Below are 14,202 nucleotides of genomic sequence, written 5' to 3'. Positions count from 1 at the left end.
TTCGCGTCTGCTGTTCCGGAGAGGGCGTCGCGACGCTAACATTCCGCAAACATTCCGCATCAAGCTACCCAGGAGCAGCCCATGACGGACAAGCAGCGCACGTTGGCGGTTCGGGTGGCCTTGGGCCTGTTGATGACGGTCATCGGTGCGTTCATGCTCGCCGGTTGCCCGGTCACCGCCCAACCGCCGCTCGAGCTCCGTGCGGTGGCCTGCGCTACGTTACCGGGCTAGGACTTGAGGGCGCCGAGCGCCGCGTCATAGTCGGGTTCCTGAGCGATCTCCGGCACCAGTTCGGTGTGCACGACGTTGCCGTCGGGTCCGATCACCACGACCGCGCGGGCCAGCAGGCCCGCCATCGGGCCGTCGGCCAGGGTGACGCCGTAGTCCTCACCGAAGCTGTCCCGGAACGCCGACGCCACACTGACGTTCTCGATGCCCTCGGCCCCGCAGAATCGCTGCAGCGCGAACGGCAGGTCCTTGGAGACGCACACCACTGCCGCGCCCGTTTCGGCGATCCGCTCGTTGAAGGTGCGCACGCTGGTCGCGCACACCGGGGTGTCCACCGACGGAAAAATGTTCAGCAGCACAGCTTTCCCGTCGAACTGGTCCTTACTGACCGGGCCCAGGTCGCCGCCGGTCAGCGTGAAGGCAGGTGCGGGAGACCCGACAGTGGGCAGCTCGCCGACGGTGTTGATCGCATTTCCGCGCAAGGTTATCTGTGCCATGCAACACAGTCTGCCAACCCCGCCTCTGATGTTCTTGCCCGGGTCCGGCCGAAGTCCCGATGCCCTTGGTACGGCCATGTACGGCCATGTTCGGCCATGTCCTAATCCGTGGGCTAGGTGGCGTGGACGCCATGGCAACGGTGGCTGACACTATTCTCATGACACGCAAGGTGGTCATCGTCGGCTTTCCCGGTGTGCAGGCGCTCGACCTGGTGGGACCTTATGAGGTCTTCACCGGCGCTTCGATGCTGACCGAAGGCGGCTACGACGTGCTTGTCAGCTCCGTCGGCGGCCAACCCGTCAGCACCCCGACCGGCCTGCGCTTTTACGCCGCCGCCCTCCCAAACCCTCGAGAACCAGTGGACACCGTCATCCTGCCCGGCGGCGCCGGCGTCGACAACGCCCGAGCCGACCGGCACGTCATCGACTGGATCAAAGCCGTCTCGCGGTCGGCGCGACGCGTGGTCACCGTGTGTACCGGAGCGTTCCTGGCCGCCGAAGCGGGACTGCTGAACGGCCGGCGCGTCACCACTCACTGGGCCTTCGCCGACCGGTTGGCCGAGGAATTTCCCGACATCGAGGTCGATCCGGATCCGATCTTCATCCGCAGCGACGAAAACATCTGGACCGCAGCGGGTGTGGCGTCGGGGATCGACCTCGCGCTCTCGCTGGTCGAAGACGATCACGGCACCGACGTCGCGCAGACGGTCGCCCGTTGGCTGGTGCTCTACCTGCGCCGCCCCGGTGGTCAGACGCAGTTCGCCGCGCCGGTGTGGATGCCCAGAGCCAAACGGCCGTCCATCCGTGACGTTCAGGAAGCCATCGAAGCCCAACCGGGTGGGGCGCACAGCGTGGACGACCTGGCCCGCCGCGCCGCGATGAGCCCGCGTCATTTCACCCGGGTGTTCACCGAAGAGGTCGGTGAAGCACCCGGCCAGTACGTGGAACGAATTCGGACCGAAGCCGCGCGTCGGCAATTGGAAGAGACGGACGACACCGTGGTGACAATCGCTTCGCGCTGCGGTTTCGGCACCGCGGAAACGATGCGTCGCAACTTTATCCGGCGGGTCGGCATTGCCCCCGACCAATACCGCAAGGCTTTCGCCTAGTTCCAGGAGGAGCACAACGATGACCCAGATCGCATTCGTGGCCTATCCGGGCTTCACTGCTTTGGACATGATCGGCCCCTACGAGGTATTGCGCCAATTGCCGGACGCCGAGGTGCGGTTCGTCTGGCACGAAGCCGGACCCATCACCGCCGACTCCGGCGTGCTGGTTCTCGGTGCCACGCACTCCCTGGCCGAAACGACTTCGCCGGACGTGATTCTCGTGCCCGGCGGCCCGGCGACTCCGGTACACGCACGTGACGAGAAGCTGCTCGACTGGCTGCGTCAGGCCCACCAGACCGCCCGCTGGACTACCTCGGTGTGCTCGGGTTCAGTGATCCTGGCTGCCGCCGGACTGCTCCAGGACAAGCGCGCAACATCGCACTGGATCGCGCTTCCTGCGCTGAAGGCATTCGGCGCGGTGCCGGTGGGCGATCAGCGGATTGTGCACCAGGACAAGGTGATTACCAGCGCCGGGGTATCGGCTGGCCTTGACCTTGCGCTGTGGCTCGCCGGACAGATGTGCGGTCCAGGCCGCGCGAAAGCGATTCAGTTGGCCATCGAATACGACCCGCAGCCACCCTTCGACTGCGGGCACATGTCCAAGGCGTCGGCCACCACCAAGGCGGCCGCCACCGCCCTGCTGTCGAAGGACAGCCTGAAGCCGGCCAATTTAACCGCCGCCACCCTGCTCGCCTGGAAGCAGGCGATCTCGGCGGCCCGCGCGCGAAAGCGCAGGCGGTGGCCGGTCAGTTCGTCCGCTTAGCTCTTCGAGCCGGGAATCGCGTCCGTGGCGAGCTTGCCGCCTGCCCGCATCCACGCCCCAATCACCTTGGGCGCATCGCGATTCGGGTTGTAAATGTCCTCTTCGCTGGAGAACAATCCAGCGCCGGCGTAAACCAATCTGGTCCAGTTGGGGAACCAGAACGGCTCCCCGTTCGGGTCCGTCGGATGGTCCAGCAGGTTCTTGATCATGATGACCACGGCGTCGTTGGGCTCGTCATAGGCGATCCACTCCGAGGGAAACCGCATGTGTGGAAACGGCGCCATGACGTCGACGATCCACTCGCGGACCGCTTCACGACCGTGGAAGACGCCGTAGTGGTGTTCGGTGTAGACGACATCTTCGGTGAAGAGGTCGGCGAAGGGGCTCCAGTTACCTGACGCGGAACACCCTTCGGCAACTTTGGTGTAGTGATTGACGGCTTCTTCGATCTCTGCTTTGGCGAACTTGCCCATACCGGACACACTAGAGCGTGTGAGCGTATTAGACCTGTTTGACCTGCACGGCAAGACCGCTCTGGTGACCGGCGCATCCAGTGGCATCGGCAAGAGAGTTGCCCTGGCCTACGCTGAGGCGGGCGCCGAAGTAGCAGTCGCAGCAAGGCATTTGGATGCTTTGACGGCCTTGGCCGACGAGATCGGGACGGCGGGTGGACGGGCGGTGCCCATCTCGTGTGACGTCACCCGTCCAGACCAGGTGACCACGATGGTCGACGTGGTGACCGCGGAGTTGGGCGGGATCGACATCGCCGTCTGCAACGCCGGCATCGTCTCGGACACGCCCATGCTGGAGATGTCGCTGGAAGAATTCGAGCGCATCCAGAACACCAATGTGACCGGCGTCTTCCTGACCGCCCAGGCTTGCGCCCGGGCCATGATCAGCCAGGGCCGTGGCGGGTCCATCATCACCACCGCATCGATGTCGGGCCACATCATCAACATCCCGCAGCAGGTGGGCCACTACTGCACCTCCAAGGCGGCGGTTGTTCATCTGACCAAGGCCATGGCAGTGGAGTTCGCGCCGCACAACATCCGGGTCAACAGCGTGAGCCCGGGCTACATCCTTACCGAACTCGTCGAGCCTCTGGCCGAGTACCACCGGCAATGGGAGCCGAAGATACCGATGGGGCGCATCGGCCGGCCCGAGGAACTCACCGGCCTGTATCTCTACCTCGCCAGCGCGGCCTCGAGCTATATGACCGGCTCCGATGTGGTGATCGACGGTGGATACACCTGTCCCTGAGCCGCGCGGCCCGGTCCGAGGTGTTCCCGTGGGCACATGCGCCCGGCCGAATGCCGGGCGGTTGGGTCCGGACGGGCGGGTCCGGGAGCGTTGGGGTTGCCGTCATCGCAGGGTCCCGTCGAGGTAGGCGGCACGGCAGGCGACCCGCGCCAATTTGCCACTGGTGGTGCGGGGAATCGCCCCGGCCGGCAGGAAGCGCACGTCGGCGACGGACAAACCATGCCGTGCCCGCACCGCCGCGCGGATGGCGTCCATAGCGGGCACCGGATCGGCGCGGCTGGTACCGGTCGCCCGCTCGGCGATGATCACCAGCCCTTCACCGTCACCGCTGGGCGCGGCGAAAGCCGTCACATATCCGCGTCGCACCATCGGTGACGCCGCCGCGACGGTGGCCTCGATGTCCTGCGGATAGTGGTTCTGGCCGTCGATGGTCACCAAGTCCGCGATACGGCCGACGACATAGATTTCACCGGCCACGTACACGGCTAAATCGCCTGTGCGCAGCCACTTTCCGGCAACCCTGGCGCCGTCCGCGTGACTGCCGTGCGGAAGTATCGACCGCAGTCTGGCGTCGAAGACAAGGCGTGTCTCTTCGGGCCGCCCCCAGTAGCCACGCGCGACGTTGTCACCCTGCAACCACACTTCCCCCACCCGTCCGTCGGGGATTTCCCGACCGGAATCGGGGTCGACGATCACCGCCCACAGGCTTCGGGCCGCGTGTCCGCACGACACCTGAGCGAACGCGTTGGGGTCGTCGGACGCGACCTGGACGGCCTGTCCCGCGCCCAGGCGCTCCCGGTCCAGATACACGACGGACGTCTCGGCGTCGTGGTCGATGGTGGCGATCATCAGCGTCGCTTCGGCGATGCCATAGGACGGTTTGAATGCCGTGCGCGGTAATCCGAAAGGCCCGAACGCATCGTTGAATGCGGTAACCGCGTCGATGCTGACCGGCTCCGAACCGATGATCAACACCACGTTGGCGAGGTCGATGTCGTCACCATCGGCGGGTCGTCCACGCTGGGCTGCCCATTCGTAGGCGAAATTCGGTGCCGCGGTTACTACGCGACCGGTCCGCGATCCGTCGGACAAGGCCTGGATCCAACGCTGCGGCCGGCGCACGAACGCTGTCGGCGACATCAGCGTGGTGTGGCCGCCGTACACCGTGGGGAAGCCGATCATCGACAGACCCATGTCATGGTAGAGCGGTAACCAGCTGACGCCGTGGGTGTTTCGGTCCAGCAGGTCGATCGACAGGATCATCTGGGCCAGGTTCGTGGCGACCGCCCGATGCGTGATCTCCACGCCGATCGGCGGCCGGGTCGCTCCCGACGTGTACTGCAGATACGACACGGCGTCCATGTCCAGGTGCACCGGGTCGAACAATTCCTGCGCGGAGTCGGGTATTTCGTCGATGACGAGGACATCCGGCTTGCGCAGGTCGGTCAGGGTAGCCAGGAAGTCCTCGATGGCGGGCCGGGCCGCGGTGGTGGTGAGAACCACGGACGGCCGCGAATCCCGCAGCGCGGTGTCGAGTCGTTCCGCGTGTCCGGGCAGTTCCGGGGCGAAGAGCGGCACCGCGACCGTGCCCGCTTTGATCGCCGCGTAGTAGCCGGCGACCCAGTCGATGCTCTGCGGCGCCAGGACGGCGACTCGGTCACCGGGACCGGCCAACTGCTGGATCCGCGCAGCGATGGCGCGCAGCCGGACCCCAAACCGTTCCCACGTCACTTCGAGGGCACGCCCCTCACCCGATCCGGTGTAGTCCAGAAAGCGATACGCGATTTCGTCGCCGACGTGCTCGATGTTGCGGTCGATCAAGGAGATGAGCGTGGTTTCCGGTGGCAGCACGATGTTGCCGTCGTCGTCCAGGCAGTCCTCGATCTGCAGCAGACCTTCTGTCACCGCCCGCCCTGACCGGGTGCCGCCATTCATGACCGCAGTCTATAAACCGCCCGCCGGTCGTCCGGAAAAGCCACGAGCGGGCCCTTTCGAGGAGCGGTCCTGTCCCAGGAGCGGTAGGACGGCGCGGTCACTCCCCGGCGGCTGGCTCGTGCTCGTCGGGGTCGAAGAATGGCGCGCCGAAGTGCGGCACCTCCAGCGGTCCCTCCTTCCGCGCGGTGGTGACGGCACTGGTCAGCAGTGGAGCCAGCCCGGCGAACGAACCGACGTCGAAGAGCAGCAGCGTCAACAGACGGTTGTGCACGTAGCCGAATGAGCTACCCGACTCCGGATCTGCCCAGCCGACTGTTCCGCCCAGACCGATGTGACCGTAGCCCTCCAGAAACCCTGGCACCGGCGAGGATTGGTAACCCTGGTGGTAGGTGAACGGAAGGCCGAGGTTCAGATCCGGCCACAACTCGGCCTTGCCCTTCATGCCTGCCACGGCCTGCGACGACAACAGTCGCGTGTCGTCGATCACGCCGTCGTTGGCCAGCACCGCGTAAGTCTTGGCGAGCGCACGCGCGGTGACAACTCCGTTGACCGCCGGCAGCTCACCGTCCAAGAACGGCATGTCGTCCTGCAACATCGACATGATGCCCGGGAAGTAGATCGATCCCAACAGTCCGGAGAACGACAGCCCCGCCACCTTGGGTGCGATGAAGTCGAGCAACGGCGTCGGGATCTTCGCCTGCGGCAGCAGTGTCTGCGCAGCGTGGGTCGGTGACTCGGCCGGCGGACGACCGAGGTGTAGACCGTCGGTGTTCAGCGGGCGGGCCAGTTCTTCGCGGAACAATTCCCGCATTCCTTTGCCGGTCACCGCCCGGGCCAGACCGGACAACAGCCACCCATACGTAATGGCGTGGTAGGCCATCTTGCCGTGCCCGCGATCGACCGGGGCCGCGGCCAGGCGCTCTTCCATCTGGAGGTGGTCCATGATGGTGTCTTTGTCCACGCCCTTGAGGTGGGACAAACCGGCGCGATGCCGCAGCACGTCGCTGACGGTGATCTCCGACTTGCCGTTGGCCCCGAACTCTGGCCAATAGCTGGCGACCGGCTCGTCATAAGCGAGCAGGCCGCGGTCGACGAGCAAGTGAATGATGGTGGCCGCCAGACCTTTTGTCGCGGAAAACACCATGGCACCGGTATCGGCGGTCCACGGCACCTCACCCTTGCGGTCCGAATAGCCCGTCCAGACATCGACCACCTGCCGGCCGTCGATGAAGACCGACAACGCCCCACCTCCGAACAGGCGTCCGGGGTACAGCCCGGCGAACGCGCGGATCACGTTCAGGAAACGTGAGTCGCAGGCGCCCTGTACGCCGGAAGGTAGCCCATCATCAGCGGTGAGTACAGACGGTTGCGCCATACCGTGAATGATTACAGCTCCCCCACCCGCATGGGAATGGCGATCTGTTTGCCGGCGCGCTGCTACACCCACACGCGGCCCGATGCCTCGGCCAGAGCTTGCGGGTCGTGTTTGTGCGGTGTGTACCGGCGCGTGGAACCCGAGGCGGGAAATTCAATTGCGACATGAAGCCCGGAGTTGATAGGAGAGCGACCATGGACAGGAGCAACGACATCTTCGCGTGAGCTCGGCTCGCACCGTTGTCGACTCCTTTCGTATCCGTTCGCATCCTTTGCATCCTTTGCATCCTTTGCATCCTTTCGCAATTCAAGGACCTGCCATGTCCAGCGCATCAATTGTCTGCTCGAACCTGTCTTTCTCCTGGCCGGATGGCGCTCGAGTTTTCGAGGGCTTGTCGTGCGTTTTCGACGTCGAACGCACCGGCCTGGTCGCACCCAACGGTGCAGGAAAGACCACACTGCTCGAACTGATTGCCGGCCGCCATCAACCCGACGGCGGAAGCGTTTCGGTGCGCGGATCGCTTGGTTATCTTCCCCAGCAACTGGCGTATTCCGCCGATCTGACCGTCGCCGACGTTCTCGGAGTCGCTCCGGCGCTGGCTGCATTGGAGGCGCTGACCGCCGGAAACGTACGCGAGGAGATTTTCGCCGCCATTGGTGACGACTGGGACGTCGCCGACCGGGTAACGGTCGAGTTGGATCGGTTAGGCCTCGGGCATCTTGAGCTGCACCGCCGCCTGGACAGCGTCTCGGGTGGGGAGATCGTGACCCTGGGTTTAGCAGCACAGTTGCTACGGCGGCCCGAGGTGCTGCTGCTGGACGAACCCACCAATAACCTCGACGCCGACGGTCGGGACCGGCTATACCGCGTGCTCGACGATTACGCGGGGTGTGTGGTGGTGGCAAGCCACGACCGGCTGCTGTTGCAGCGCATGGACCGCATCGCTGAACTGAGCGTGAACGGAATCCGCAGCTACGGTGGCGATTACGCGTTCTACGAGCAGGCGCTGCAACACGAGCGCGGTATCGCCGAGCAGCAGCTGCGCAGCGCCGAACTGGACCTCAAGCGTCAGCAGCGGGACCGGCAGAAAGCGCGCGAGCGTGCTGCTCGCCGTACTGGTAACGCGGTGCGCAACCGGCAGCAACTCGGTCTGCCAAAAGCGTTGTTGGACAAGCGTGAAGGCAGCGCGCAGGAGTCCGCGGGTAGGGCCGATCAGGTGCACGCAGCGCGCATCGAGGCGGCTGGCGTACGCGTCGCGGAGGCCGGCCGCGCCCTGAGCGAGCAGGCGGCGATCGTCGTAGACCTGCCCGAAACCAGGGTGCCGCCCGGGCGGACGGTCTTTTCCGGTGCGGGCATTCAGGTACGGCTCGACGGTGAACCGGTATTCGACGCGGCGGGCATCGATTTGACGATCCAGGGCCCGGAACGCGTCGCGCTGACCGGCGCCAACGGCGTCGGCAAATCCACTCTGCTGCGGGCTATCTGCGGCCAGATCCCGGCCGAGGGAACTTGTGTTGTCCGGGGGACAGTCGCCTACCTACCGCAGCGATTGGATCTCCTCGATACGCAGTTGTCGGTCGCCGAAAACCTGGCCGCCTTCGCCCCTACGATGCCCGAAACCCACCGAAGGACGCGTCTGGCGCGCTTCCTCTTCCCAGGTGGGCGCGCCCGGCAACAGGTGGCCACGCTGTCCGGCGGTGAACTGCTGCGCGCCACTTTGGCGTGTCTGCTCAGCACCGAGCCGCCGCCGCAGCTGCTACTGCTGGACGAGCCGACCAACAACCTCGACCTGCCCAGCCTGGCTCAACTGCAGAGCGCTCTGGCCGCCTACCAGGGTGCGTTCATCGTGGTCAGCCATGATCAGCGGTTCCTGGAGGAACTCAATCCCGACCGCTGGCTGCAACTGTCCGAAGGTCGCCTACTTGGCGTATCGCAGCGGCCGAACGGGCGTCCACCCACCGCGCGGTAGGGTACGCGGCAACATCACTCGGGCAGTAATCACGTCTTGGGAGCAGCAATGTCGGGTCGGAAATTTTCGTTCGGAGTCAACAAGACCACCAGTGCGCCTCCGGCGACCGTGTTCAGATTGGTGACCGACGGGGGAAATTGGTCGGCGTGGGCCAAGCCGATCGTCGCCACGTCGAGTTGGGTCCGCCAGGGTGACCCGGCCCCGGGTGGTGTCGGGGCGATCCGCAAATTGGGAATGTGGCCGGTGTTCGTACAGGAGGAAACCGTCGAGTACGAGCAGGACCGCCGCCATGTGTACAAGTTGGTCGGGCCCCGTACTCCCGTCAAGGACTACATCGCCGAAGTAGTGCTTACACCGACGCCCTCGGGCGGCACCGAGATCAGCTGGAGCGGGTCCTTCGTCGAGAAGGCCCCCGGCACCGGACTTGCGGCACGCGCGGCGATGGGCGGAGCGGTCAAATTCTTTGCGGGAAAGCTGGTGAAGGCGGCCGAGCGCGAGTCCGGTACCGCCCGATAGCCTGCCCGAACCCTATTTCGACTCGACCTCGTCCTGGTACTTCTTGGTCATGTGGTCGATGGCCTGCAATTGCGTCGCGGCCAGGTCGTCACGCACGTGGCCGGCTCGCGCGGCTGCATCGAGGGTCGGTTGCGCCTGACCCTGAAAGTGCGGAATCACTTCTGCGGCAAACAGTTCGGCTGACCGTTTGGTAGCCGCCGGGTTAGCCCACTCGTGACCCATCTGCAGCATGCACCCGAAACCTCCGGATTGATCCCACAATCGCTGCACCTGTTCCCGGGCCCGCTCGGGCGTGCCGATCACTCCGGCGCCGTTGCCGTTGATCATGTCGATCATCTCGTCGACCTGGTCCCCCGGCATGGTCATCTGGGGGAACGCGGCGACCTTCTGGAAGTAACGGAACCACGACTCGATGCCGAATTTCACGTCGGCACGGGCCTGTTCGTCTGTCTCGGCAATGTGCATCGGCCCGACCAGGCTCCAGTTGCTGCGGTCGACCTTGGTGCCGAACGCTGCTGCGCGCTCCTCGACGATTCCCCAGTGGTAGGCGAGCGCGTCGAACCCTTCGATGACGAGCGTGGCGCCGATGGAGAGCAGACCGATACCGTGCTTACCGGCCAGCCTGGCTCCTGTCGGCGAGGCGACGGCCGCGACCGACAACGGCACGCCGCCGTCGGTGTAGGGCGCGAGTTGCAGCTTCGCGTCGTAGAGCTGGTGAGTGGCGGTCTTCGCCGAAACCGTCTCGCCGGCCAGCAGCCGGACGACGATGTCGAGATTGGTCTCGAGCAGTTCTCGCGTGTCGGTCGGAGTCAGCCCGATCATGGCCGAATCGGTGGGCAGCGAACCGGGGCCGACCCCCCCGATGATGCGGCCTTGGGTCAGGTGGTCCAGCAGCATCAGCCGGTCAGCGACCCAGAGCGGGTTGTGATACGACAGCGAGATTACTCCGGTCCCGAAGCGAATTCGCTTGGCGCGCTGCGCCGCTGCGGCGATGAAGACCTCCGGTGAGCTGATGATCTCACTGCCCGCGGAGTGATGTTCGCCGATCCAAGCCTCGTCGAATCCGAGGGCGTCGAGGTGTTCGATGAATTCCAGGTCACGCTGCAATGCGAGCGTGGGATTGGTGCCGGCCCGGTGGAACGGGGCAATGAAATATCCGAACCTGAGCTTCGCCATGTGGGGCCCCCTTGCGATCGGCGATGACCGAACCATAACCCCACCGAAAAGCAGACAAGGACCGGGTGAGCCCCGGCCCTTGTCTGTAATCAGTTGCGTTGTGCGATCACGGGATGCTGCCGCAGATGTTGCCGACGCATCCGCCACCGCCACCGGGTCCGCCACCGCCGCCGCCGACGCCAGGAATACTGCCGCCCCCGCCGCCGGGTCCGCCACCGCCGGTGGGACCGCCGGGAACGCCGCCACCGCCGCCGCCGGGTCCGCCACCGCCGGTGGGACCGCCGGGAACGCCGCCACCGCCGCCGCCGGGTCCGCCGCCGCCGCCGGGTCCGCTGCCGCCCGGTGCAGTCTCCGAAGGCACCGCACCGCTGGGCAGAGTCGTACTCACCGATGTCGGCGTCGTCGACGACGGTGTGGTGCTGCTGCTCGGTGACTTGTTGTCGCCACCGCCACAAGCAACAGCCATGCACAGCATGGCGCCGCCGCCGAACACCGCGAACGCGGTCCTAGCTTGAGTTCTCATCTCACCAATCTCCACTTTCGTCAGGCGCGTCTCAAAGATGCGGGGGTCGCATACCCCTATATCTATGGGTGGAAACTCGTGCGGCAGTGCGTTGCCTGGTGTCGGTTGATGCTCAGTGGGACCTTCAGGGCACCGCCCTACCGGCGTCGACGCGACGCCCTCTGACGGGCACTCTGGTCGAGTTTTCGATGGGCCGGTCGATGAGTTCGGTGACCAGTCGATACCGCGTCATGAGCAACGCTTTGCCCGGTCGTCGCCCGAAATCGGAATCCAGGATCGGGTCGTTGAAAGCGCACAATTGCTTCTGGCCTGGTAATGCAATCGTGAATCGTGTACGTCCATTCGTTTTGCGGGTGAGGATGTTTTGTAAAGCCGGAGCCGTCACGATTCGGGCGCTATTGCTCCGCCGGTAGCGGGCAAGAATGAGTCTCGAATCCCGTTGAGAGCAACGGGGTATCGTTGCGTGCCGATGACCTGACCTTGACAAATCTGGTGGAACTATTGCTCCAACATGTCTTTGTAAAGTAATTAGTCATGACAGGTGCAAAAATATAACGATCCAATAACGGTCAGGTCACGGTTTAATAAATCTCGATAAATGAACCCAATCCCGTCGTAGCTTTCCCGGTACAACATCAGCTTGACGACAACCGTGGGGTCGGGGGAGCTCCGGTTGTCGCGAGATGTCATCGGCATCACGCCGTCTGAGAGAGGTTCGAACGATGAATTTTTCGGTGCTGCCCCCGGAGATCAACTCGGCGCTGATTCTCGCCGGTGCGGGTTCGGAGCCCATGCTGGCGGCGGCTGCCGCCTGGGAAGACTTAGCGGATGAGTTAGCTTCAGCTGCATTATCTTTCGGGACTGTGACATCGGGATTGGTCAACGGAGCCTGGCAGGGGCCGGCAGCGGCAGCGATGGCGGCGGCAGCGACGCCCTACGCCGGGTGGCTCAGCGCGGCGGCGGCGCAGGCCGCGCACTCGGCGGTACAAGCCAATGTCCTGGCGGCCGAATTCGAGGCCGTCCGGCTCTCGATAGTGCCCACCGCGTTGATCGAGGCAAACCGCAATCAGTTTGTCTCCCTGGTCCTTTCGAACATCTTCGGGCAGAACGCACCTGCGATTTCCGCGGCGGAGGCGCTCTACGAGGAGATGTGGGCACTGGATGTGTCCGCGATGTCCGCCTACCATGCCGGGGCATCCGCGGTGGCCTCGGCGCTAGCGCCCTTCGCCGCGCCGCTTGAGGCGGTGGCCGGGGTCCTTGGAGTCCCTGGCGCTGGTGGGGTTCCCGGCGCGGCCGCTACTCCGGTTGTCATACCGGACCGTGCCTTCGCAATCAGCCTGGGTATCGGCAACATCGGGGGCGGCAACACGGGTTGGGGCAACCTCGGCGACCTGAACATCGGGTTCGGTAATTCCGGCACCTCGAACGTCGGGGCAGCAAACCTGGGCCTGAGCAACTTCGGGCTGGGCAACTGGGGCGACAACAACTTCGGCTTCGGCAACATCGGCGTCGGCAACTTTGGCTTCGGGAACTCCGGTACCGGCAACATCGGCATAGGCCTGACAGGCAACGGGCAGATCGGTATCGGCGGGCTCAACTCGGGCACCGGAAATTTCGGGCTGTTCAACTCCGGTAACGGGAATATCGGCTTCTTCAATTCGGGCAGCGGCAACTTCGGTATCGGAAACGCCGGCAACTTCAATACCGGATTGTGGAGTTCAGGTTCGGGCAACACCGGCTTCCTCAACGTAGGGTCGTTCAACACCGGCCTGTTCAACGTAGGTGATGCAAACACCGGCAACTTCAACGTCGGCAGCTTCAACATGGGTGACTTCAACCCGGGCTGGTCGAACACCGGTAGTTTCAACGGCGGCAACGCCAACACCGGCTTCCTGAATGTCGGAAATATCAATACCGGCCTATTGAACTTCGGCGACATGAACAACGGGGTGTTCAACACCGGCCAAGCCAGTAACGGGGTCTTCTATCGAGGCGTGAACCAGGGCAGCGTGCACTTCCTGATCACCACGCCCGATATCACCATTCCGCCCCTGGAGATACCCGGCACCACCATTCCCGCATTCAACCTACCGGCGCTCAGCATCCCGGGGATTGACATACCGCCCATCAGCATCCCAGCCGGGACGGCGTTGGGTGCGTTCAATCTGCCGGTGTTGACGATTCCTGATCTGACGATTCCGCCGATTACCATCCCAGCGGGTACCAGTATCGGTGGATTCAATCTGCCTGCGATCACAACTCCGAGTATTTACGTGCCCGGAATATCCACGGGAGGGTTCACCCTGCCTGCAATAGGTTGGTCAAATTCAATAGTCTCGCCAACCGTCAGAGTAAGCGGCTTTTCAGTTCCGTTCGGTCTAAGTTACTGGACCAACGTCCTTACCCTCCAGGCGCCGTTTAACGCCGTACCCGCTGATATTTCCGGCAGTTTAGGGGTTGGCTCGTTCGTCCTGCCTACCGTCGCCGTCGACCCATATACGTTGACTACCCCCATCTCCGTCGGCGGGTTCACTTTGCCCCCGTTTACGATTCCGGGCCTTAACGTGGCGTCAATTGGCGTAAGCGGGTTTGCACTGCCAGCAGTTACTACGCAGCCTATTACCATTCCGGGGTTCACGATCGATCCGATTGGGTTGGGCGACTTGGTGTTGCCCGATATCACGACGGCGCCGGTTACGATTCCGGGGTTCACGATCGATCCTATTGGGTTTGGCGACTTGGTGTTGCCAGATATCACTACGGCGCCTGTTACGATTCCGGGGTTCACGATCGATCCGATTGGGTTGGGCGACTTGGTGTTGCCCGATATCACGACGGCGCCGGTGACGAT

13 protein-coding genes are annotated in these 14,202 nt (G+C 64.2%); 7 read left to right on the top strand and 6 right to left on the bottom strand.

What is annotated here, in order from left to right; translation table 11 throughout:
- Nucleotides 1–81: 81 nt before the first annotated feature.
- A complete protein-coding gene (locus A5636_RS26130) occupies nt 82–231 on the top strand; it encodes a hypothetical protein (protein WP_155763766.1) in 150 nt (49 codons plus the stop codon).
- On the opposite strand, the gene tpx is transcribed toward A5636_RS26130, so the two are convergent.
- A complete protein-coding gene (tpx, locus tag A5636_RS11455) occupies nt 228–725 on the bottom strand; it encodes a thiol peroxidase (protein ID WP_065158754.1) in 498 nt (165 codons plus the stop codon). The genes A5636_RS26130 and tpx overlap by 4 nt on opposite strands.
- 158 nt (nt 726–883) lie before the next feature.
- Between tpx and A5636_RS11450 the strand changes: the two genes are divergently transcribed.
- Both A5636_RS11450 and A5636_RS11445 read left to right on the top strand, forming a co-directional pair.
- On the top strand, nt 884–1,834 hold the full coding sequence (locus tag A5636_RS11450) for a GlxA family transcriptional regulator (RefSeq protein ID WP_065158818.1): 951 nt from the start codon (nt 884–886) through the stop codon (nt 1,832–1,834).
- Nucleotides 1,835–1,853: 19 nt separating this feature from the next.
- A complete protein-coding gene (locus A5636_RS11445; protein WP_065158753.1) occupies nt 1,854–2,597 on the top strand; it encodes a DJ-1/PfpI family protein in 744 nt (247 codons plus the stop codon).
- Here A5636_RS11445 and A5636_RS11440 read toward each other — a convergent pair.
- Nucleotides 2,594–3,070, bottom strand: a complete 477-nt coding sequence (locus A5636_RS11440) for a nuclear transport factor 2 family protein (protein WP_065158752.1) — start codon at nt 3,068–3,070, stop codon at nt 2,594–2,596. The two genes, A5636_RS11445 and A5636_RS11440, sit on opposite strands and share 4 nt — an antisense overlap.
- A 19-nt stretch (nt 3,071–3,089) precedes the next feature.
- Here A5636_RS11440 and A5636_RS11435 point away from each other — a divergent pair, with 19 nt between their 5' ends.
- The gene (locus tag A5636_RS11435; protein WP_065158751.1) at nt 3,090–3,857 is read left to right on the top strand and encodes an SDR family oxidoreductase; all 768 of its coding nucleotides are present in this window, start codon (nt 3,090–3,092) and stop codon (nt 3,855–3,857) included.
- A gap of 102 nt (nt 3,858–3,959) precedes the next feature.
- Here A5636_RS11435 and A5636_RS11430 read toward each other — a convergent pair whose 3' ends face one another.
- Together A5636_RS11430 and lipD are read right to left on the bottom strand one after the other, a co-directional pair.
- On the bottom strand, nt 3,960–5,792 hold the full coding sequence (locus A5636_RS11430) for a fatty acyl-AMP ligase (protein ID WP_065158750.1): 1,833 nt from the start codon (nt 5,790–5,792) through the stop codon (nt 3,960–3,962).
- A gap of 97 nt (nt 5,793–5,889) precedes the next feature.
- Nucleotides 5,890–7,167, bottom strand: a complete 1,278-nt coding sequence (gene lipD / locus A5636_RS11425; RefSeq protein ID WP_065158749.1) for a lipase LipD — start codon at nt 7,165–7,167, stop codon at nt 5,890–5,892.
- 319 nt (nt 7,168–7,486) lie between these two features.
- Between lipD and A5636_RS11420 the strand changes: the two genes are divergently transcribed.
- The gene (locus A5636_RS11420; RefSeq protein WP_065158748.1) at nt 7,487–9,136 is read left to right on the top strand and encodes an ABC-F family ATP-binding cassette domain-containing protein; all 1,650 of its coding nucleotides are present in this window, start codon (nt 7,487–7,489) and stop codon (nt 9,134–9,136) included.
- A gap of 48 nt (nt 9,137–9,184) precedes the next feature.
- Nucleotides 9,185–9,652 (top strand): SRPBCC family protein, encoded by a 468-nt coding sequence (locus A5636_RS11415; RefSeq protein WP_065158747.1) that lies wholly within the window; start codon nt 9,185–9,187, stop codon nt 9,650–9,652.
- A 12-nt stretch (nt 9,653–9,664) separates the two neighbouring features.
- Here the strand turns inward: A5636_RS11415 and A5636_RS11410 are convergent, their stop codons facing one another.
- Both A5636_RS11410 and A5636_RS26530 read right to left on the bottom strand, forming a co-directional pair.
- Nucleotides 9,665–10,828 carry an LLM class flavin-dependent oxidoreductase gene (locus tag A5636_RS11410; protein WP_065158746.1) on the bottom strand — a complete coding sequence of 388 codons (1,164 nt, stop codon included), beginning with the start codon at nt 10,826–10,828 and terminating at the stop codon, nt 9,665–9,667.
- Nucleotides 10,829–10,934: 106 nt separating this feature from the next.
- The gene (locus tag A5636_RS26530; protein WP_065158745.1) at nt 10,935–11,351 is read right to left on the bottom strand and encodes a hypothetical protein; all 417 of its coding nucleotides are present in this window, start codon (nt 11,349–11,351) and stop codon (nt 10,935–10,937) included.
- Nucleotides 11,352–12,073: 722 nt separating this feature from the next.
- Here A5636_RS26530 and A5636_RS11400 point away from each other — a divergent pair.
- On the top strand, nt 12,074–14,202 hold a 2,129-nt coding region (locus tag A5636_RS11400), incomplete at its 3' end, for a PPE family protein (RefSeq protein WP_065158744.1).

Origin of the sequence: Mycobacterium asiaticum, from assembly GCF_001673315.1 — a bacterium.
Classification (GTDB): Bacteria; Actinomycetota; Actinomycetes; order Mycobacteriales; family Mycobacteriaceae; genus Mycobacterium; species Mycobacterium asiaticum_B.
The sequence above is the reverse complement of the archived record's forward strand: the minus strand, read 5'-3'. Positions and strand labels throughout refer to the sequence as shown.